This window comes from Mucilaginibacter sp. (genome assembly GCF_028288205.1).
Lineage (GTDB): Bacteria > Bacteroidota > Bacteroidia > Sphingobacteriales > Sphingobacteriaceae > Mucilaginibacter.
On sequence record NZ_JAQBOD010000056.1, the window covers coordinates 126,537 to 146,211 of the forward strand.

Consider the following 19,675-nt stretch of genomic DNA (forward strand, 5'->3'; position numbering starts at 1 on the left):
TTTCTTACTTAAATGATATTAAAACCTTTGTTTCTGTTATTTGCTCTATCGGGATAACGCTTTCAATAATTTCGGCCTTTTTCCCTTTTTCTTTTATTTTTTCTTCAATCAGTACGGCGTCTTCTGTAATTGCCGTTAGCTTACCTTCTCTTTTATTACCATCAGCCATTTTTATAGCCAGGTCCCTGCCAATGTTTTTGGTGTATTGTCTTACCATAGTTAGTGGTAAATCAATACCCGGCGATGAAACTTCAAGATTGTAAGGTGTTTTTATCACATCCTCTTCTTCCAGTTTAAAACCTACATAACGGCTTATCTGCACACATTCGGCTATCCCAATACCTTTATCACCATCAACCAGTATAATCAGTTTTCCGTTCGGTTGTAATTTAGCACTCACCAAAAACAGATCAGGCCGCGCAATTTCGGAAATCTTCTCTTCAACCAGTTCAACAACCCTTTTTTCAATGTTCATATCCGCCTTTCTTTTCCGCTATTACCGGAATGATTGGTAAACTAAAAGAGGGGGCAAATGGCCCCCTCTTTCTTAATTTGGATGCAAATATACTAAAATATTTGATTTTCAAGCAGCTTATCGCTTAAAAATCAAATCAGTAAAATGTAATTTTCCAATGCGGGCATTGCCTTTAATATAATCCCATATGTTTTTATTGCCCGCGTAATTATAATAGCGTACAAAATAGCTTTGTTGTTTGGTAAATGGGGTATCCGGAGTAAATACAAGTATGCTGTCTTTAAGCTGGTACTGCCCGGGCTGTATGGGTTGATAATCCTTCATGGCAGTATCTGCCGGCATGCGGTAAACAGCGAATAAACTTTGCCAGGCATTTATTGTATCCCTGTTAATATCATGCATAATAACAGGGTCGATCCCGGTTATTTTTAAAGATTGGTTGTTGTTGACCAGGCTAATATGTATGGTAGTTTTAGGTGGATTTGCTGTGCAACCCAGGCAAACGCATATTATTAACAACCAAATTTTTTTCATTAAGTAATAATACTAAAACAGATAGATTTAAAAGTATTATAAAACAAAAGGTATTAAATTTAAATTTATACCGTATGCTGCCACTATTAACCGCCCAACAGATCCGCGAAGCGGATGCTCACACAATAGCTAATGAGCCTATTACTTCCATTTATCTGATGGAGCGGGCATCGAAGGCATTTGTTGGTTGGTTTATTAATCGTTTTCCGGATAAGGGGCTGGTCATATCAGTTTATTGCGGCACAGGCAATAATGGTGGCGACGGGTTGGCAATAGCCCGTATGTTGCACGATCATAAATACTTAAATTTAGATATTAAAATTGCCCGATATACTGATAAGGCAACCGACGACTTTAATATCAACCTGCACCGTTTGCAGCAAATGGGCCTTAACTTACACGAACTTAAAACCAATGCAGAATTTCCTACTGAAAATAGCGCCATTATTATTGATGCCTTATTGGGCAGTGGATTAAATAAGCCATTAAGTGGCGATTATAAGAGGCTGGCAACATACATTAACCAATTAAAAAAACCAGTTGTTGCTGTTGATGTACCCACCGGTTTTTTTACTGATGGCGAAATTGATAGCGAGGCTGTTGTTATAAAGGCCGACCTGGTAATTACTTTTCAACAACCTAAAATTAATTTTCTGCTGCCCGAATCTGCCCCGCACATTAAATGCTGGGAGGCGGTAAATATTGGCATTGATGAGGGGTTTATAGCATCGCTTAAATCACCTTACCTGTTTATTGAGGAAAAGGACATAAAGAAACTGCTAAAGCCACGCCGTAACTTCAGCAATAAAGGAACCTACGGGCATGCTTTAATTGTGGCCGGCCAGGCAGAAACTATGGGGGCCGCTTTATTAAGTTCGGCAGGATGTGCATATGCCGGAGCGGGCTTAACCACGGCTTGCGTACCCGAAAGCGGTCTTACTGCTTTAAATACTTACCTGCCTGAGATTATGGCAATTGTAAGAAAGGGAGATGAACCACCCCAAATTGAATGGGAGCAGTTTGCTACCATAGGTATAGGCCCGGGTTTAGGAAAAGATAAAAATGCCTTAGCACTAATAACCGAAATTTTTGCAAACTATAAAAAGCCTGTGGTTATTGATGCGGATGCGCTTAACCTGCTGGCAAGCAATCCTGAGCTTTGGGAAAAAGTACCCGCTGGAAGTATATTAACCCCGCATATGAAAGAGTTCGACCGTTTGTTTGGCAAACATGCCAACTGGTGGCAGCGCCTGCAAAGCAGTTTAGAAAAGGCAAAGCAGCATCATATATATATCGTTTTAAAAAATGATTACACACTGATAGCCACCCCCGATGGAAATGTTTATTTTAACAGCACCAGTAATCCTGCAATGGCAACCGGTGGTATGGGCGATGTGCTTACAGGTATTATCACCTCTTTATTGGCGCAAAAATATTCTCCCCGCGAAGCTTGCCTTATTGGGGTATTTATACATGGAAAAGCGGGCGATGAACTGGCGATGCCCAATCGCTTAAATGTTGTTTTGCCTGGGCAACTGGCCAAACATTTACCCATTACAATGGCAAAATTAATGGCATAAAAAAACGGAGCAAGTATTATGCATCCGTTTTTCCTACTTATTAACTGATCTTATAAAGAACTAATACTCTGAGAAAATTATTGATAAGACGCAGGCAGTCTTGAATAGTTACAAAAAAAGCACTTTTTTTGTTAAAAAACGCATTTTTTGTAAAAATTAACTTTTTTTAACCACTTTAACCAAAAATGTAAATTTTTATGGGTATAAAATGGCATGCAATGCCCCTTTTTTTGTTTTTATGGCATTTTTCAAGTAAAATCCATAAAAATTTACATTTTTGGTTAAAAAATGTAAATTTTGATGAAATCTCAATTGAAATGATACAGGATTTGAATTTATTGACCTATATGTCAAAACTCGTCAATAAGCATCATTTCGCTCATGGCTGGGTTAGTACTGCCGCCTCTTGGCCACGGTTACTTCAAATGCATTGGGTAAACAATAGCAGCTTTTTGTTTTTTACTACCGAAGGTAGTAAACGTGTGCTAAATTGGTAACCAGGCTATTTAATATTTTATTACGTTGATTTTTTGAAGGTTCAATCGCGTTGGCAATTGCATATTGTTCCAGTGCCTTTTCCATCTCCACAATCTCCGCCTTTATTACCGGATGTTTTTGAATCATTGCTTCCACCTGCAGCTTTTCTTCCGGGAGTATATACCTCAGAACGTAAAGCTCCAAAATGCCCGATTCAATGTATGCTTTTACATCTTCCACCTTCGGCTCAATTAAAATTTTTCCTAAGTTCTATAATTGCCATTCGTAACCGGGTTTTAATGGTTCCAAGCGGAATGCCTAATTCGTCGGCTGCTTCTACATGGGTATAACCTTTAAAATAAACCAGCTCAAGAATAGACTTTTGCTCGGGCTTTAGTGTTTGTACTAAATCTTTAATGCCCATTAAATCAGGCTTATAAACTGTATGTCTTTGTTCGTCAATAGAAGTTACGTTATTTTCTAACTCTTGGTTTTTGCCGAGGTTCTTAAATTCTTTTGACCTTAATTTATCAATAGATAGGTTGCGCGCAATATTTACCATCCAGGTAAATAGACGTCCTTTTTCGGCACTGTAACTGGGAAACGAATGCCATATTTTTACAAAAGCTTCTTGTAAAATATCCTCTGAGGTGGGGATATCTATAATGATTCTCGCAATTACACCAAATAGAGATGGGGAGTACATATCGTACAATGCTTCTATGGCGATCTTTTCACGGTTCCTCAACGCCAGCACCAGTTCTTCTTCTGAAAGAGATATTTTCTTTTTGCTCAAACGGGTGAAGATATGAAGGGATTTCAGATTTCGAACAGGTGTTTTTCAGCATGATATGATGATCGAACCAGCGGTCCGCTCTCTACATACTTAAAACCTTTATCAAGCCCAATTTGTTTGTAAAAAGCAAATTGATCTGGATGTATCCAATCAATTACCGGGTGATGACTGCGCGTTGGCTGTAAATATTGACCCAAGGTTAATATATGTACGCCGGCTTCCAGCAAGTCGTCCATTGCTTCTAAAACATCTTCTTCCTTTTCGCCTAAACCCAACATGATGCCTGATTTGGTACGTAATCCCGAAGCCGATATTTGCTTCAGTGCTTCCAAACTGCGATCATATTTAGCTTGTATACGTACTTCCTTTGTTAAGCGCCTTACGGTTTCAAGGTTATGCGATACTACTTCGGGGCGGGTTTCAATAACCCTGGCCAAATTATCCCATACACCTCTAAAGTCGGGCAGCAAGGTTTCTAAAGTAGTTTCGGGGCTTTCGCGGCGGATAGCATTAATAGTATCGGCCCAAATTATCGAACCGCCATCTTTCAAATCATCACGATCAACAGAAGTAATAACGCAATGCTTTACCTGCATTAGCTTAACCGAGTTTGCCACACGGTTAGGTTCATCTACATCAACAGCAAGCGGCCTGCCGGTTGCCACCGCGCAGAATGAGCAGGAGCGTGTGCAGATGTTGCCTAATATCATGAAGGTTGCAGTACCCGCACCCCAACACTCACCCATGTTAGGGCAATTGCCACTTTCGCAAATGGTATGCAACTTATGGGTATCAACCAAACTTCGCACATGGGCATATTCTTTCCCAACGGGAAGTTTTACCCTTAGCCAATCAGGCTTGCGTTGTGGCTGATTAGCTGGAACTACCGGCAATTCTATCATGGAACAAAAGTAGTTAAAAACCTGCTAACCCAATAAACGGCCAGAACAAATATTACAGTAAGTTGATGCTAACACAAATTAATAAAGTTTTAAATTTGTAATATCTTTTATAAAAATCAAATCATGGCAACTATTGAAACAACATACCTTGGCGGACTAAGAACCGAGGCAACTCACCTACAATCCGGAACTAAATTAATTACTGACGCGCCTACTGATAACAAAGGAAAAGGAGAAGCCTTTTCGCCAACCGATCTGTTGACCGAATCGTTAGCCGGATGCATGTTAACTACAATGGGTATAGCTGCTGATACGCATGGCTTCGATATAGATAATACCAGTGCCGAGGTTACTAAAGTAATGGCCGCCAACCCCCGCCGTGTAGCCGAGATAGTTATCAATCTGAAATTCCCGGCAACATATGATGATAAGGAAAGGAAAATATTAGAACTGGCAGCGCTTACCTGCCCGGTTTACGTAAGCCTGCATCCTGATGTTAAAAAAACAGTTGATTTTGGGTGGTAGGGTTTAGTGATTAGAGATTGGTTAATTATAGATTAGGCCTGTCAAAATATAAAGCCCTGCAAGAAATACTTGCAGGGCTTTTGTTCGTTATAAACTTTCCTGATTTTTAACCTATAATTAATTAATCTCTGACATAGTCTCATCCACAGATATCTCACCATGCGATTGATCAAGAATGCATTCGCCATCTTTAATTAATAATAATTGCGGTGATTCGTGGTGCACACTAAATAGCTGTGCTACATGGTTAGATATATCGCGGTACTGAATCAGGTCTAAAAAATACAGCGGCATATTTTCGGGTAAGTTTTCCCAATCTAATTCAAAACGCCTTTTAGCCATCATGCTGATGGAGCAGCGGGTGCTGTGTTTAAAAATTAAGCTATAACCTTGTTGTTCTTTAATTCGGGTAAGCTGATCTGTCGTTTCTAATAATGTCCACTTCATATGGCGCAAAGGTAAGCATGCTTATTTCGTTCTAAGTAATTACAACGTCAAACAAATATTTGTTTTAAGCAAGTTTAAGAAAATGACGGGATTATTTACGTCCTCGAGGATAAGAGTTATAAGCCGGGCAAAGTTTATTTGTACAAGAGGTGATGGTTCCTATTGTTAATGCTATAAGTACTATATAAATTACGTTTCTCATCTTCCTAATATTTATAAATATATCCGTTATACGGAAGCTATCTTATTAAGGTTGTAGCAAGGTGAGCCATTTTTATGGCTGTTATAGCTGCTTCATCTCCTTTGTTGCCATGTTTACCGCCCGAACGATCCATTGCTTGCTGCTGATCGTTGGTTGTTAACACACCAAATATAACAGGTTTTGAATACTTTACAGCTACGTTAGTTAACCCATTGGCCACGGCGTTGCAAATAAAATCAAAATGCCGGGTTTCTCCTTGTATAACACAGCCTAAACAAATTATCGCGTCTAATTTACTATTTTTTAATAATAGATCTGCCCCTGATGTTAATTCAAAACTACCGGGTACTGTATAGGTGCTAATATTAGAAGCCAGTGCGCCATTAGCTAACAGGCTTTTACGAGCACCCTGGTATAGGGCGTTAGTAATTTCGGTGTTCCATTCAGAAACCACAATACCAAAACTATACGGTGCTGCTGACGGCACTTCAATATCCGAAAAATCTGATAAGTTTTTTAGCTGTGTAGCCATGGTTGTGAAGATTAAAGATTAGAGATTGAAGATTTGCGTATTCAACCAATCTTCAATCTTTAATAACTCAATTACAGTTTCGCGTCTACGCGTGCAATATATTCGTCTATATTTTGTGCTTCGGCACTGGTTGGATAATCGCTTTTAATTGATTTATAGGCCTCGCTTGCAGATTTGTTATCGTTTTGCGCTTCATAAACCAAGCCCAGTTTCTTTAAATAAAGCGGCGATAAAAAATTATTCTTTGCTTTATCAATTGCTTTTTTGAAATAGCTTGCCGCTTTATCATAGTCTTTCAATTCTACATAAGCATCACCGGTATTTCCATAGGCTTCAGCGGCAACCATTACATCGTCGCCCCTATAATTATTAAAATTATCAATGGCTTTACGGTATTCGCCTTTATTTAAATAAGCAACGCCTAAATAAAAATTAGCAAGATTGGCGGCTTTGGTATTACTATAATCGGTAATGATCTTTTCAAATCCCGGGTAACCGGCATCACCTTTAATTGCTTTGTCCCACTCTTTTTTACTCCAAAAATCCTGCGCTACGTGCATTTGATCTGCAGCACTAACCTCTCTTGGAGCAAGGTATAATTTTTGGTAAAGAACATACACAAGAATCATTGCAATAACAGCCGAAGCTATAAAAACTAAGCTCTTTTGATTCTCACGTGTAAATTTGCTTATCCGTCCAAAGTTGTCATCTTTTAGGTGGGCAGTAGTATTCTCGTGGGTTTTTGACATTTCTATTCTAAATTAAAGTTTGCAAAACTACATTTTTTAAAAAGTTTTAGCAACTGCTTTTTATTTTAATAAATATGGCTATTTTTTTTAATATATAATAACCCCAAAAGCAATGCGGTAATTGCTAAATTTGATGCATCCATATGTATTTAAAACAGCTATCAGTTATCAACTTTAAAAACTACGAAGAAGCCGGGCTAACGTTTAGCGAAGGTGTAAACGCGTTTTTAGGTAATAATGGCGCCGGTAAAACCAATCTGTTAGACGCTATACATTACCTATCATTATGTAAAAGCTATTTCAACCCAATTGATAGTCAGCAAATAAAACAAGGGGCCGATTTCTTTATCATAACAGGTACATTTAGTAAAAATGATAAGCAGGAAGCAGTGGCCTGTTCTGTAAAGCGCAATCAAAAAAAGCAGTTTAAACGCAATAAAAAAGACTATCAACGCCTGGCAGACCATATTGGCCTATTACCACTGGTAATGGTTTCGCCTTATGATATCAGTATTATTATAGAAGGCAGTGAAGAGCGGCGCAAGTTTATTGATAATGTGATATCGCAAACCGATAACCTGTATCTTGATGAATTAATAACTTATAATAAGGTATTGGCAAACCGCAACGCGCTTTTAAAAATGATTGCCGATACCGGCAGATATGATCCTGGTTTGTTAGAGATATTGGATGAGCAATTAATAACATCCGGTAGCCGCATATTTGAAAAGCGTAAAGCTTTTATGGAAGCATTTACCACTATATTTAATAAGCACTACCAGTTTTTAAGTGATGATGCCGAGCAGGTTGAGCTAATTTATGAATCGCAGCTGCTTAATGAAAATTTTGCTACGCTGCTTAAAAAGAATATTGAACGCGACCGCGCGCTTGAACGTACTACCGCAGGCATACATAAAGACGACCTGCAGTTTGCTATACATGGCATGCCCATGAAAAAGTTCGGATCGCAGGGGCAGCAAAAATCTTTTTTAATTGCGTTAAAATTAGCGCAGTATAGCTTTTTAGATCAACAAAAGGGCTTTAAACCACTGTTGTTGCTGGACGATATTTTTGATAAGTTGGATGACCAGCGTGTAACCAAACTAATGCAAATGGTATCAAACCATGATTTTGGACAGGTATTTATTACCGATACCAGCGATGCACGGGTAAAGAATATATTTACGCATATGGGCGTGCCTATAAAATTATTTAAAGTAAAAGCAGGAGAGATAGATGCGTAAGACTAACGACAAATCGCTCAAGGAGGCAATTGAGCAAATGATGCAGGTTTATAAAATTAAACGCAAGTTTGATGAAACCGGTATCATTGCTACCTGGCCCAATCTGGTAGGCAAATCAGTAGCTAACCGAACAAAAGAGTTATTTATACATGATAAAAAACTCTTTCTGCGTATTGAATCATCAGTAATAAAAAATGAACTTACGCTAATGCGTACTCAAATAATAGAGAAGATTAATAATGAAGCTAAGAGTGTGTTAATTGACGAGATTATCTTTCTCTAATCTAACGCATTGCTGGCCTTCTGTAAAGCATTCATCCCTAATGCACCCATCCTCTGGGAAAGTTATAGTATTAATAATGGATAAAAGCAATAATTTTAAAAGGTTTCCAAAAAGCAACAAATGTTGAAACCTTTGGAAACCTTTTTTAAGCAGGGTAGTTTAAAATCTTTCAAAGGCAGAGAAAAAGAAGTTACCTTCTATCGCTGCATTTTCATCAGAGTCTGATCCATGAACCGCATTAGCGTCAATAGATTTTGCAAATAAATTACGTATTGTACCCGGTTCGGCTTTTGATGGGTCGGTAGCGCCTATAAGTTTACGGTAATCTTCAATTGCATTATCCTTTTCAAGTATAGCAGCTATAATTGGTCCTGATGACATAAATGAAACCAGGTCCTTATAAAAAGGGCGTTCTTTATGTACACTGTAAAATTCACCCGCTTTTTCTGCACTTAAAGCAGTGTATTTTAATGCCAATATTTTAAAGCCGTTGCCAATAATCTTATCTAAAATTGCACCGATGTGGCCATTGGCAACTGCATCGGGCTTAATCATTGTAAAGGTTTTGTTACTTTCCATTTGTTGGTTTTTTGCGATGGGAGCCGTTATCAGCGTATAAAAATTCCACCTTTTGTATATAATTGTGCAAAAGTAGGTTTTTGCAACCGAACGCTCAAGCTTTTTTCATTAATTTATGAATGCATTAAGTTTATTTACATAGCTTTGCAACTCTTTTTTTAAAATTAATGTTAGATACAGCCTCGCTTAATAATCTACTGGCTCAGCCTCAAAAAATAGTTATTACTACGCATCACAAACCTGATGGGGATGCTATGGGTTCGTCATTAGGTTTATATAATTATTTAATACAGCAGGGGCATCATGCTAAAGTTATTGCCCCTACAGATTATCCTGAGTTTTTAAGCTGGATGCCGGGCAATGGCGAAGTTATTATCTATACAGAAAACACACAACAGGCAGCTGATCTAATAGCTGATGCGGACCTGATTTTTTGCCTTGACTTTAACGCACTTAACCGTATTAATGATATGGGCGAATTGGTGCGCGCAGCCAAAGCCTATAAAATAATGATAGATCATCACCTTGAACCAGAGGATTTTGATGATTACCGCCACTGGGATATTAACGCGTGCGCTACCGCGCAATTAGTGTATGATTTTATTGTTAATACATTAAACAACAGATCACTGATTAATAAAGATGTTGCTACCTGTTTGTATACTGGTATAATGACAGATTCGGCATCATTTAGATTGCCCAATACAACATCAACCGTACACCGTGTGGTTGCCGATTTGATAGACGCAGGCGCGGTTAACTGGCGTATACATGAATTGGTTTATAATAGCGCATCCGAAAATCGCCTTCGCTTTTTGGGACATTGCCTAACTAATTGTATGGAAATTTTGCCGGAGTTTAATACAGCAATTATTGCCGTAAATAAGTACGATCTGAAAAAATATGACGTTAATACCGGCGATACAGAAGGTATAGTAAACTATGCTTTATCAATTGCCAGCATACGTTTAGCGGCTTTTATAGTTGAAAGAGAGGGCAAAGTAAAGCTTTCACTACGTTCGAAAGGAGATTTTCCTGCAAATGAAATTTGTAAACTGTACTTTAGCGGCGGCGGTCATCGTAATGCTGCAGGCGGGCAATCATCGGCCAGTTTACAAGAAGTTATTGCTCAATTTAAACACATATTACCCGAATATAAAAAACTATTAATTCAATAAAAATGAAAAAAAATCTGATGTTTTTGGCACTTGCAGCTGTAGGATTAGCAAGTTGCAATGGTGGATTCAAAAAAGGCGAGAACGGATTGTTATATAATAAATATACTGACAAATCGGGTCCTAAAATAAACGAAGGCGACTTTGTAATGGTAAATTTGGTTGTAAAAAATGATGCTGATTCTGTATTGTTCAGCACCTATGAAGACGGCCATCCGCAACCATTGCTGGTACCTAAACCACAGTTCCATGGCGATCTTTTTGACGGTATAAAACTATTAGCCGAAGGCGATAGCGCTACTATTAAACTTAGCGCCGATAGTATATTTAAAAAATCACCTAAACCACCTACTTTTAAAGGCAAGTATGTAATATATGATGTTAAAGTTGAGAAGTTAATTCCTAAAGGAAAAATGACCGACCAGATATTCCAATCAACAGTTACTACTTACATGACGGGCCTTAGTACCGCAAATAAAAATGCCGAGCCTGCAAAAATTACAAAATACATAGCTGACAATAAGCTTAACGTTACTAAAACAGACTCGGGCTTATATTATGTTATCACTCAAAAAGGCAGCGGCCCTACAATTATGCCGGGCGATACCGCGGTTATTAATTATTCAGGCACCACACTTAATGGGAAAATGTTTGATAGCAATATAAAAGCTGATGCTATTAAAGGCAAATTGCCTAATGTTGCTCAGCGTTCGTTTGCTCCTATCCGCGTACCGGTTGGTCGTAAAGCAGTTATTGCCGGTTGGGACCAAGGTTTACTATTATTAAACAAAGGTGCAAAAGCTACTTTTGTAATACCGTCAAGCTTAGCCTACGGCGAACGTGGCAATGGCCCTATAGGCGGTTATACTCCTCTTGCATTTAATGTAGAATTGGTAGATATTGTTCATCCTAAATTAACTGCAACCAAACCAACGGTAGCTTTGCCGCCTGTTAAATCGGTTCCGCTAAAAAAATAATATAACTCATAACCTCTCTGTTAATGCGGAGAGGCTTTTTTAATTATGAAAAAATATTTTGTATTTCTTTTAGTTGCCGCATTTGCTACAAAAGCCAGTGCGCAAAACGGTTTTCAGCGTACTGCTAAGGGTACAGAATACCGAATGCTTACTCACAATCCCGGCGACAGGATAAAAGTAAATGATGTAATTACTTTCCAGGTAGTTCAAAAAACCGATAAGGATTCAATCCTTTTTAGCACTTATACAACCGGCAGGCCTGCGCAGGCACAAATACAGCCCACCGGCGACTTAATGGATATATTCCCGTTATTAACTTTAAAAGATAGTGTGTTAATTAAGGTACCTACCGATACTATTTTTAATGGACATGAAGATAAGCGGCCGGCTTTTTTACCTAAGGGCAGTAACTTGCTGTTTTTAATGAAAATAATAAAGGTACAATCACTTACAGAGGCCATGGCCGAAAGAGACAGGGAAATTGCCGAAGGAAAAGCTTTGATAGCCAAATACCAGGCAGATGAAACAGCTAATACAGATAAGTATATAGCAACTAATAAACTGATACTTAAAACCACCACCTCGGGATTAAAATATAAAATTAACAAAGCCTCTGTTAAACGTAAGCCCTTAGCTGGCGATACCTTACTGGTAAATTACGTAGGCCGCACATTGGATGGTAAAGTATTTGACTCAAGCATTGCAGCCGAAGGCGCAAAGGCCGGTTTACAAAGGCCCGCAGATTCCTACCAGCCTTTACAAATGGTTGTTGGCCATGACGAAGTAATACCAGGCTGGGATGAAGGATTGCTTTTATTAAATGAAGGATCAAAAGCTACATTTATAATTCCGTCTAAACTGGCTTATGCCGAAAAAGGATCGGGAGATATTAAACCATTTAGCACTTTATTATTTGATATAGAGCTGGTGAAGATTAAACCCGGTAAACATGTGCCGGTAAAAGCAACCGGAACTAAGTCGGCCAAACCGGTAGCCAAGCCACCAATTAAAAAGGCGGTTGCCAAAAAGAAAAATTAAACAAAAAGCCTTCTGATAATAAAAGAAGGCTTTTTTATTATCAGAAATTAAAAACTACTTTTATCCAATTATAAACTATCACAATTAAATGAGAAAGATATTTATGTTTTTGGCGCTTGCGGCGATGGGCCTGGCAAGCTGCAATGGTGGATACCAAACCGGCGAGAGCGGTATACTGTATAGAATATATACCGGCAAAACAGGTCCTAAAATAAAGGAAGGTGATTTTGTTACTGCAAACATTATAGTAAAAAATGATGCCGATTCTATAATATCAAATACTTATGAAAAGGGCGGTGCAAGGCCGCTGCTTGTAGCTAAATCGTCAACTAAAGGAGATGTATTGTCGGCTCTTCCATTGCTATCCGAAGGGGATAGTGCAACCATTAAGGTTTCTGTTGATAGCATATTTAAAAGCGGGCCAAAACCGCCAATTTTTAAAGGTAAATATATTACCTATACCGTAAAAATTGAAAAACTGATTCCTAAAGGAACACAGAGCGAAATGGAATTTGAAACAAAGGTTACCACCTTTTTGCAGGCAGAGCAGCTCGCACTTAAAAATGCTGAACCGGCAAAAATTAAAAAGTATATTGGTGATAAAAAACTAAACGTTGCTAAAACCGACTCGGGTTTATATTATACCATCACCCAAAAAGGAACCGGCCCATTGGCAATAAAAGGCGACCTTGTTGTGGTAAATTATACCGGTAGCCTTTTAAATGGTAAAGTGTTTGACACCAATATTAAAGAAGATGCCGAAAAAGCTAAGCTTCCTGCTGGCCCGCGCCCGTATATGCCTGTTCGTGTGCCATTGGGGAAAAACAGGGTAATGGCAGGTTGGGAACAAGGCCTATTATTATTAAATAAAGGCGCAAAAGCCACCCTTATAATTCCTTCAAGCCTTGCTTATGGCGAGCACGGCAATGAAACTTTAGATCCGTTTACCCCGCTTGTTTTTAATATAGAAGTAATTGACATTATGCATTCAAACGGCGAAGATGTTGACCCTACACGGTCAGCACCGGGTCTGCCTCCCGCAAAGAAATAATAAACTTAAAAAAGCCTTCCCATAAACCGGAAGGCTTTTTAATTTTGCAGTATGATACTAACAGATACGCACACCCATTTATATTATGAACAAGATAGCTCAAAGCGGGCAGCGCTTATACAACGGTGTAAGGATAATAGTATCGACCGGCTATTTTTACCAAATGTGGATGCGGCCTCTGTTGCGCAGGTGTATGACCTGGTAAGCGCCTATCCCGGCATGTGCTTTCCAATGCTGGGGTTACATCCCTGTTCTGTAAAGGATGGTTGGGAAGATGAGCTGGCCACTATCCGCGAAAGCAAACAACAACATAAAATATATGCCATAGGCGAAATAGGTATAGACCTGTATTGGGATAAAACAACGCTTGGTATACAGGTACAAGCATTTAAACAGCAAATTGCCTGGGCAAAAGAACTTAAGCTGCCTATAGTTATTCATTGCCGCGATGCTTTTAATGAGGTATTTGAAGTATTGGAGCAAGAGCGGGATGAAAATTTACGTGGAATATTTCATTGTTTTACGGGTACTGCAGAACAGGCCCAAAAGGTTATTAGCCTCGGCTTTTATTTAGGGATAGGCGGTGTGGTTACGTATAAAAATGCCGGTTTAGATAAAATTTTACCTTTAATTGATTTAAGCCATATCGTTTTAGAAACAGATTCTCCGTATCTTACCCCCGTTCCACACAGGGGTAAACCCAATGAAAGTTCTTATTTGATCTATATTGCTCAAAAAGTGGCCGAAGTTTATCAAACAGATATACAAACTGTAGCTAATATAACAACAGCTAACTCAAAACAAATATTTGGTGCGTGAACAACAGGAAGAATTTAAAACTTAGCATAATCCCAATTTAATGAGCCAGATACTCATCATCTATACCGGTGGTACAATAGGTATGATGACCGACCCTGTAACCAAGGTACTAAAGCCCATTAACTTTGAGCAGATAATGGATAATGTGCCCGAATTAGAAAAGCTTAATTGTAAAATTAAAGTTCACTCGTTCGAGGAGATCATTGATTCATCTAACATGAATCCCCAGATATGGAGTGAGCTTGCAGGATTAATTGAGGCTAATTATGATGATGTTGATGGTTTTGTAATTCTGCACGGATCAGATACCATGGCCTACACAGCATCGGCCTTGAGCTTTATGCTGGAAAATCTGGCCAAGCCGGTAATATTCACCGGGTCGCAGTTGCCTATTAGTGCCATACGCACCGATGCGAAGGAAAACCTGATGACCGCCATCGAAATTGCCAATGCTAAAAAGAACGACCGCGCTCGCGTACCCGAGGTTTGTATCTATTTTGATTATAAACTATTCAGGGGTAACCGTTCATTTAAATATAATTCATCCAAGTTTGAAGCATTCCGTTCGCCAAACTGCCCTATACTGGCCGAGTCTGGCGTACACCTTCGTTTTAGTGTGAATGATATAAGGCAGCCTGCCGACGCGCCGCTCATCAGCCATAAAAATTTAGTGAATGATGTGGGTGTGCTTAAGTTATATCCCGGCATTGGCCCAAAAGTTGTAGAAAGCATCTTGGGTGCCGATGTAAGGGGCATTGTAATGGAAACCTTTGGCGCGGGCAATACTACTACCGATAGCTGGTTTATTGATATGCTTAAAAACGCGATAGACAGCGGTAAAGTGATAGTAGATATTTCGCAATGTAAAGTGGGTACGGTGGAGCTGGGCCGATATGAAACCAGCAAAATATTAAAAGATATTGGCGTAGCCAATGGTTATGATATGACCTTTGAGGCAGCCGTAACCAAAATGATGTACCTGCTGGGCCAGGTTGATGATGTTAAAGAAGTAAAACGCCTGATGGAGGTTGACCTGCGCGGCGAGTTAACTGTATCCTAAATAGTAAAGTGTATGTGTATACGGTAAGCGTATACACCATATACACTGTATACACCCGTATACACTGGCAAAACAGTGTCACCATCAAAGCCGAATATTTTTAATACTACTTCTTACTCACCTTTATTTTCTCCCTGTTGTAGCCAAAGGCGCCGGTTAAGTCTGTGCCTTCTAAAATAAGCGTGTAATTGGCAGGTTTATCGGCACTAAAAAATGATACGGTAGCTTTACCTTCCTTATCAGTAACCACACTTGGCGCCCAATGGATAGTAGAGCGCAGGTCTGTACCCATAGCGATAATTGCATTTTTGATGGTATACCGCGGGCGGTAAAATTGTTTGGCAAGGGTAAAAGGCAGGGGCTTGTACAGATAGGTGCCGGTTGTAGTTTTCATAAATGGCCCTTTGCCGCTGCGGGTGGTTATTTCTATAAAGCCCCAATCCCATACATGTGGATATTTAGTACTGGCAAGTAGTCCGTTCCCTAAAAATTGAATGCCATACGAACTATTATAAGCCGAATTAAACATTACCTCTATCCCTTTAATATCTTCTGCAGAAAAATAATCCATGAAGTGTTTTATAAAAATGAATCGACCGGTGGGCGTGTCTCCCGTGTCATAGCCATCTATTTGGTCCACATCTGTCCCGTCAATTATCAGGCGCATTTCTTTTTCATTAATTCGGTAACTAACTCTTTTTCGGGGATTTGATTTAATATCTATCTTAGGTTTTTGGTTCGTCATGCCGTTATCAAAAAGCGGCGCATCGATGTCGAATGGCCCAACATTAAACCCTTTCACCTTTTCTTTTAACAGGTCGCCCAGCGTCATTTTACCCGCTTTCAAAAGATCCTGCTCGTCAAACACCTGGTCGGCCTCGCCGGGCCCATTCAGGTTATGCGATTCTTTAACGATCTTCTTTTCTTTGATCACTACCTCTTTCAGCATATGCCCCTCGCCCTTCAAAATAGCCTGCGCGTGCTGTTGAGCCGCCTTGGTTGCCGAGTTACTTAGTGATACGGTATCACTATTTACATACCAGGACATAATCAATCCATTTGGTTTAAACCTTGGCGGTATAAACGTATTCACCTCAATTCCTATATTAAAGCTCTTGCCGCTTCTATTCCGGGCCTGTATTTTAAACTCGGCGGTATCAATAGGGAATAGTTTCCTGAATGTAAACCTGCCATCTTTATCTGTCACCGTATCCCTTACAAATTCAGGCTTGCGCGAAAAGAGTACCATGCCCGCTTTTTCTACTCCTTTATTAAATATATTGGTCACCTTACCCTGCACAATAAATTCCGGCTCGGCAGCAAACTGGGGTTGTGGCGGCTTAGCGCCGAATATCGCCTTCCAATCATAACCCACCCAACCCTGCGTAAGCAGCAGGTTATCAAAGGCAATAATACGTTCGGGTGTATTCTTTTCAAAATACCAGCCCGGCTCTTCAACGGTTCCTTTAAGGTCTGATGTCATTAATAAGTTACTGATGATATTACTTCCGATGCTATCTGCCCGCACCTGCGAATCGTCGGTTACGGCTAAAGAGAAATTACCCCTAACGGGTTTGCCCGCATTATCTTTTACGGTTATGGCTAACGCGATGCTGTCCCGGATTGAATAAACGGGCTTGCCGGCAGCTACGCTTATCTGCAAATTATCATTATGACTGATATAAGCTATCCGTTCATTTAAAGGCTGATTAGCACTATTAAACAAAGTAAAATGTGCTATCCCGGTAGGGAACAGGTCTTTACCGATTGTTTTTTTAACCGGCCCATTTTTAAAGCTGATGGCTGCGGTGTAGCATATCAGGCCCCTTGTTTGTGCTATCAGGTAGTAAGTGTTTGTTGAGCTTAATACGTCTGGCGTTGCGTTTATGCTTACTTCCAGTTCTTTTTCTTTAGCTTCTATACGCAATGTAGTGCCGGTTGTATTAATGGCAGGTAATGGATAGCTTTTAGCAATATTCCCCGCAAGGGTAACTTTAGCATTATAACTTTCTCCGGCAACAGGGGTCAGCTCAAAACTGCCCATGCCTTTATGGGTTGATTTGAAAGTAACTACTTCAATATTTTTGCTGTTAAATACCTTACCGCTGATATCAACTGCTTTCCCATCTTCGCTTATCGCTTTAAAGCCAACCCTTGTATTAATACCATTAACCATATTACCCCCCTCGGGCATAAACTGTACATCGGTATTCTCGGGTCTGTTTAAAGTTACGGGTATAACTAAAGTAGCTGCTTCCTGTGCTATTAACCCAACTCCTTTTTTTATTTCCTGCGCCTGTATGGAAATATCTTTTATACTTACATTTTCGGGCAGATCGAAGTTTACATCCATACTGCCATCCATGCCGGTGCTAACTGTGTTTTTGAATAGGCTATGCTTACCATTCATTACCCGTAGTTGCATATCCTTCAATCTATAAGGCGACTTGTCTAATCCCGTAAACCGCAGGTTAGCCTGTATCTTTCCTTTATCGGCTTTAAATACTGCTTTGACCAGCGTAGAGCCGCTTAATGCGGATATATTTATGCTTTTCTTAAACACATAATCTTCGCCAAAATTCAGCATCCAGTTAGTATAGGCACGCAGGGTATAACTTCCTTCGGGAAAGTCTTTATCAATTAGCGCGATATCGCCCCAGCTCAGTCCCGATGCTACCGGCACCATAATACGTTTTATACATTTATTGGTGTTGTCATCCAGCTCGACATACAGCAACCCGCTTTTAATTGATGGCTTTAAAAAGTCGGCATTCATCAGGTAAGCTTTAAAACGTAGGGTATCGCCCAAAGCGTAGTAAGGTTTATCTAACTGCAAATACAGCTTTTCAATCGGCATCCGGTCGCGCATGCCAGCTATGGACGATAGCGTAGTTAACAAGCCGCTGTTTACCTGGGCCATAACAGTAATGGATAACAAAACAAATACTAATATGATTACAAACTTTTTCATTTTATGCTTTCTAAACTATTAACAGTGCGTTGTTCATCGCTGGGGTCAATACTATAATCCAATGGTGTTAAGTCTGCTATTTTTAGCCAAGCCCAATAGCCCGAATATTTAAAAGCATTTACAGGCGTCAGGCCACTGTTTCTGTCAATCGTTATTTTATTGGCAAGGGGCTGTATTTGTGATATTTGCTTTGGTTTTATTTTTTGGGATGGAGAAAGTGCAACGTTTAAAAGTTTAAGCGGGCCACCTGTTTTGTAAAACAATGGCGATTCTTTCGCGCCTGTATAAACTATATAAAGGGCCGCTATTCCAAATGTGTCCTTGCCAACTATTTTACGGGATGATACCAGTGTTTTTGCGTCTTTACTATCCGGAACAAATAGCGAATCAATATGTAAAACATGAATCCCGGTAAACTTAAGCGTGTCATAAGCGTGGATTAAAAAATCATCTTTTCCTCTTTCACTAAAATAGATAAGCTTATCTATTATTTTATAAACTATAAAACCTTCTTCAGTCACTCTATTGTCCATTACCGCATTAAAGAAATGCCTGTCGGAACTTAGGTAAGCTAATCGCCTTTTAACGTTCCATTCCCGTTGTTGCGGAAAACCGCCCCTCATTTCTTCAAAATAAGGCGAACCGCCTACGGTGCACATGCCGGTCTCATTATTGAGTTCAAAATCTGTAAGCAGGTATTTAATTTTATACCCCAGCGCTTTATTTTCTACCTCCAGCAACTCATCTGCGCTTGCGCGAAGGATTTTTTTATCTTTATCAAAATGAAAAGTTATTACGCTGGGGTTTAATATTTTGCAAGCCTGCGAATTAACAGTCTCGCCGATAAAAAATTTCATAAATGCCGCCAGGTAGTTTTCCCTTTCTGCCGCCGATGTAGTATTTCTGTTTGCAGTTATATTGATGGTATTAAGCGTAATGTTACTTTCGGTTAAGGTAACCGATAGCCTGATCGGTTTGTCTTTTATGGTTATGTTTTGAATGGCGGGATTAAATCCCAGCATTTTAATAACTATTTCATAAGATCCGGCTTGTATGTTACTGAAACTGAATTTTCCTTCATCGTTAGTGGCCGTAACATGTTTTGAATTAGTTATAAAAACGGTTGCACCTGCAATGGCTTTTCCTTTTTCGTCACTTACTATACCATTTATAGCATAGTATTGCTGTGCCCTTGTTTCAAAGCAGGCAAAAAACAAAATAAGGCAAAGCAGTATTTTCATATTTATATGATAAATACG

At 39.4% G+C, this 19,675-nt stretch carries 21 protein-coding genes; 10 read left to right on the forward strand and 11 right to left on the reverse strand.

What is annotated here, in order from left to right:
• Positions 1 to 4: 4 nt before the first annotated feature.
• Positions 5 to 475, reverse strand: coding sequence for a ribosome assembly cofactor RimP (rimP, locus tag JWR23_RS13515; protein ID WP_299516696.1), 471 nt, complete (start codon positions 473 to 475; stop codon positions 5 to 7).
• A gap of 117 nt (positions 476 to 592) precedes the next feature.
• On the reverse strand, positions 593 to 1,009 hold the full coding sequence (locus JWR23_RS13520) for a hypothetical protein (RefSeq protein ID WP_299516697.1): 417 nt from the start codon (positions 1,007 to 1,009) through the stop codon (positions 593 to 595).
• A gap of 74 nt (positions 1,010 to 1,083) precedes the next feature.
• Here JWR23_RS13520 and JWR23_RS13525 point away from each other — a divergent pair, with 74 nt between their 5' ends.
• Positions 1,084 to 2,589, forward strand: coding sequence for an NAD(P)H-hydrate dehydratase (locus JWR23_RS13525; RefSeq protein WP_299516698.1), 1,506 nt, complete (start codon positions 1,084 to 1,086; stop codon positions 2,587 to 2,589).
• A 462-nt stretch (positions 2,590 to 3,051) separates the two neighbouring features.
• On the opposite strand, the gene JWR23_RS13530 is transcribed toward JWR23_RS13525, so the two are convergent.
• The 3 genes from JWR23_RS13530 to lipA are packed head-to-tail and all read right to left on the reverse strand — an operon-like array spanning position 3,052 to position 4,764.
• Complete coding sequence (locus JWR23_RS13530; protein ID WP_299516699.1) at positions 3,052 to 3,306, reverse strand: hypothetical protein; 255 nt, start codon at positions 3,304 to 3,306, stop codon at positions 3,052 to 3,054.
• A gap of 7 nt (positions 3,307 to 3,313) precedes the next feature.
• Positions 3,314 to 3,862 (reverse strand): sigma-70 family RNA polymerase sigma factor, encoded by a 549-nt coding sequence (locus JWR23_RS13535; RefSeq protein ID WP_299516700.1) that lies wholly within the window; start codon positions 3,860 to 3,862, stop codon positions 3,314 to 3,316.
• Positions 3,863 to 3,885: 23 nt separating this feature from the next.
• On the reverse strand, positions 3,886 to 4,764 hold the full coding sequence (gene lipA / locus JWR23_RS13540; RefSeq protein ID WP_299516701.1) for a lipoyl synthase: 879 nt from the start codon (positions 4,762 to 4,764) through the stop codon (positions 3,886 to 3,888).
• Positions 4,765 to 4,887: 123 nt separating this feature from the next.
• Here lipA and JWR23_RS13545 point away from each other — a divergent pair, with 123 nt between their 5' ends.
• On the forward strand, positions 4,888 to 5,289 hold the full coding sequence (locus JWR23_RS13545; protein ID WP_299516702.1) for an OsmC family protein: 402 nt from the start codon (positions 4,888 to 4,890) through the stop codon (positions 5,287 to 5,289).
• Positions 5,290 to 5,406: 117 nt separating this feature from the next.
• On the opposite strand, the gene ytxJ is transcribed toward JWR23_RS13545, so the two are convergent.
• The 3 genes from ytxJ to JWR23_RS13560 all read right to left on the reverse strand — a co-directional run bounded on the left by ytxJ (position 5,407) and on the right by JWR23_RS13560 (position 7,219).
• Positions 5,407 to 5,736, reverse strand: coding sequence for a bacillithiol system redox-active protein YtxJ (gene ytxJ / locus JWR23_RS13550; RefSeq protein ID WP_299516703.1), 330 nt, complete (start codon positions 5,734 to 5,736; stop codon positions 5,407 to 5,409).
• A 239-nt stretch (positions 5,737 to 5,975) separates the two neighbouring features.
• Positions 5,976 to 6,470, reverse strand: a complete 495-nt coding sequence (ribH, locus tag JWR23_RS13555; protein ID WP_299516704.1) for a 6,7-dimethyl-8-ribityllumazine synthase — start codon at positions 6,468 to 6,470, stop codon at positions 5,976 to 5,978.
• A gap of 71 nt (positions 6,471 to 6,541) precedes the next feature.
• Positions 6,542 to 7,219, reverse strand: coding sequence for a tetratricopeptide repeat protein (locus tag JWR23_RS13560; RefSeq protein WP_299516705.1), 678 nt, complete (start codon positions 7,217 to 7,219; stop codon positions 6,542 to 6,544).
• 143 nt (positions 7,220 to 7,362) lie between these two features.
• Between JWR23_RS13560 and JWR23_RS13565 the strand changes: the two genes are divergently transcribed.
• Positions 7,363 to 8,463 carry a DNA replication/repair protein RecF gene (locus JWR23_RS13565; protein ID WP_299516706.1) on the forward strand — a complete coding sequence of 367 codons (1,101 nt, stop codon included), beginning with the start codon at positions 7,363 to 7,365 and terminating at the stop codon, positions 8,461 to 8,463.
• Complete coding sequence (locus JWR23_RS13570; RefSeq protein WP_299516707.1) at positions 8,456 to 8,746, forward strand: DUF721 domain-containing protein; 291 nt, start codon at positions 8,456 to 8,458, stop codon at positions 8,744 to 8,746. Before JWR23_RS13565 ends, JWR23_RS13570 begins: the two co-directional genes overlap by 8 nt.
• Before the next feature lie 159 nt (positions 8,747 to 8,905).
• Here the strand turns inward: JWR23_RS13570 and JWR23_RS13575 are convergent, their stop codons facing one another.
• Positions 8,906 to 9,325: a nucleoside-diphosphate kinase gene (locus JWR23_RS13575; protein WP_299516708.1), complete on the reverse strand. Its 420-nt coding sequence runs from the start codon at positions 9,323 to 9,325 to the stop codon at positions 8,906 to 8,908.
• Between the two features lie 167 nt (positions 9,326 to 9,492).
• Here JWR23_RS13575 and JWR23_RS13580 point away from each other — a divergent pair, with 167 nt between their 5' ends.
• The 6 genes from JWR23_RS13580 to JWR23_RS13605 all read left to right on the forward strand — a co-directional run bounded on the left by JWR23_RS13580 (position 9,493) and on the right by JWR23_RS13605 (position 15,445).
• Positions 9,493 to 10,503 carry a DHH family phosphoesterase gene (locus tag JWR23_RS13580; RefSeq protein ID WP_299516709.1) on the forward strand — a complete coding sequence of 337 codons (1,011 nt, stop codon included), beginning with the start codon at positions 9,493 to 9,495 and terminating at the stop codon, positions 10,501 to 10,503.
• Positions 10,504 to 10,505: 2 nt separating this feature from the next.
• Complete coding sequence (locus tag JWR23_RS13585; protein WP_299516710.1) at positions 10,506 to 11,477, forward strand: FKBP-type peptidyl-prolyl cis-trans isomerase; 972 nt, start codon at positions 10,506 to 10,508, stop codon at positions 11,475 to 11,477.
• A 45-nt stretch (positions 11,478 to 11,522) separates the two neighbouring features.
• Entirely contained in the window at positions 11,523 to 12,515 is a 993-nt protein-coding gene (locus JWR23_RS13590) for an FKBP-type peptidyl-prolyl cis-trans isomerase (RefSeq protein WP_299516711.1), read from the forward strand.
• Positions 12,516 to 12,603: 88 nt separating this feature from the next.
• On the forward strand, positions 12,604 to 13,566 hold the full coding sequence (locus tag JWR23_RS13595) for an FKBP-type peptidyl-prolyl cis-trans isomerase (protein ID WP_299516712.1): 963 nt from the start codon (positions 12,604 to 12,606) through the stop codon (positions 13,564 to 13,566).
• A gap of 51 nt (positions 13,567 to 13,617) precedes the next feature.
• Positions 13,618 to 14,385: a TatD family hydrolase gene (locus JWR23_RS13600; RefSeq protein WP_299516713.1), complete on the forward strand. Its 768-nt coding sequence runs from the start codon at positions 13,618 to 13,620 to the stop codon at positions 14,383 to 14,385.
• Between the two features lie 40 nt (positions 14,386 to 14,425).
• Positions 14,426 to 15,445 (forward strand): asparaginase, encoded by a 1,020-nt coding sequence (locus JWR23_RS13605; RefSeq protein WP_299516714.1) that lies wholly within the window; start codon positions 14,426 to 14,428, stop codon positions 15,443 to 15,445.
• A 106-nt stretch (positions 15,446 to 15,551) separates the two neighbouring features.
• Here the strand turns inward: JWR23_RS13605 and JWR23_RS13610 are convergent, their stop codons facing one another.
• Together JWR23_RS13610 and JWR23_RS13615 are read right to left on the reverse strand one after the other, a co-directional pair.
• Positions 15,552 to 18,416: a carboxypeptidase-like regulatory domain-containing protein gene (locus JWR23_RS13610; protein ID WP_299516715.1), complete on the reverse strand. Its 2,865-nt coding sequence runs from the start codon at positions 18,414 to 18,416 to the stop codon at positions 15,552 to 15,554.
• Entirely contained in the window at positions 18,413 to 19,657 is a 1,245-nt protein-coding gene (locus tag JWR23_RS13615; RefSeq protein ID WP_299516716.1) for a carboxypeptidase-like regulatory domain-containing protein, read from the reverse strand. Before JWR23_RS13615 ends, JWR23_RS13610 begins: the two co-directional genes overlap by 4 nt.
• Between the last annotated feature and the right edge of the window lie 18 nt (positions 19,658 to 19,675).

Bases quoted from the DNA above. Each gene is read 5' to 3' on its own strand.
- JWR23_RS13570 (WP_299516707.1), top strand. From the start codon at position 8,456: ATGCGTAAGACTAACGACAAATCGCTCAAGGAGGCAATTGAGCAAATG.
- ytxJ (WP_299516703.1), bottom strand. From the start codon at position 5,736: ATGAAGTGGACATTATTAGAAACGACAGATCAGCTTACCCGAATTAAA.
- JWR23_RS13545 (WP_299516702.1), top strand. From the start codon at position 4,888: ATGGCAACTATTGAAACAACATACCTTGGCGGACTAAGAACCGAGGCA.
- JWR23_RS13600 (WP_299516713.1), top strand. From the start codon at position 13,618: ATGATACTAACAGATACGCACACCCATTTATATTATGAACAAGATAGC.
- JWR23_RS13615 (WP_299516716.1), bottom strand. From the start codon at position 19,657: ATGAAAATACTGCTTTGCCTTATTTTGTTTTTTGCCTGCTTTGAAACA.
- JWR23_RS13565 (WP_299516706.1), top strand. From the start codon at position 7,363: ATGTATTTAAAACAGCTATCAGTTATCAACTTTAAAAACTACGAAGAA.
- JWR23_RS13560 (WP_299516705.1), bottom strand. From the start codon at position 7,219: ATGTCAAAAACCCACGAGAATACTACTGCCCACCTAAAAGATGACAAC.
- JWR23_RS13605 (WP_299516714.1), top strand. From the start codon at position 14,426: ATGAGCCAGATACTCATCATCTATACCGGTGGTACAATAGGTATGATG.
- JWR23_RS13525 (WP_299516698.1), top strand. From the start codon at position 1,084: ATGCTGCCACTATTAACCGCCCAACAGATCCGCGAAGCGGATGCTCAC.
- lipA (WP_299516701.1), bottom strand. From the start codon at position 4,764: ATGATAGAATTGCCGGTAGTTCCAGCTAATCAGCCACAACGCAAGCCT.
- JWR23_RS13610 (WP_299516715.1), bottom strand. From the start codon at position 18,416: ATGAAAAAGTTTGTAATCATATTAGTATTTGTTTTGTTATCCATTACT.
- JWR23_RS13520 (WP_299516697.1), bottom strand. From the start codon at position 1,009: ATGAAAAAAATTTGGTTGTTAATAATATGCGTTTGCCTGGGTTGCACA.
- JWR23_RS13590 (WP_299516711.1), top strand. From the start codon at position 11,523: ATGAAAAAATATTTTGTATTTCTTTTAGTTGCCGCATTTGCTACAAAA.
- JWR23_RS13580 (WP_299516709.1), top strand. From the start codon at position 9,493: ATGTTAGATACAGCCTCGCTTAATAATCTACTGGCTCAGCCTCAAAAA.
- JWR23_RS13585 (WP_299516710.1), top strand. From the start codon at position 10,506: ATGAAAAAAAATCTGATGTTTTTGGCACTTGCAGCTGTAGGATTAGCA.
- JWR23_RS13595 (WP_299516712.1), top strand. From the start codon at position 12,604: ATGAGAAAGATATTTATGTTTTTGGCGCTTGCGGCGATGGGCCTGGCA.
- ribH (WP_299516704.1), bottom strand. From the start codon at position 6,470: ATGGCTACACAGCTAAAAAACTTATCAGATTTTTCGGATATTGAAGTG.
- JWR23_RS13575 (WP_299516708.1), bottom strand. From the start codon at position 9,325: ATGGAAAGTAACAAAACCTTTACAATGATTAAGCCCGATGCAGTTGCC.
- rimP (WP_299516696.1), bottom strand. From the start codon at position 475: ATGAACATTGAAAAAAGGGTTGTTGAACTGGTTGAAGAGAAGATTTCC.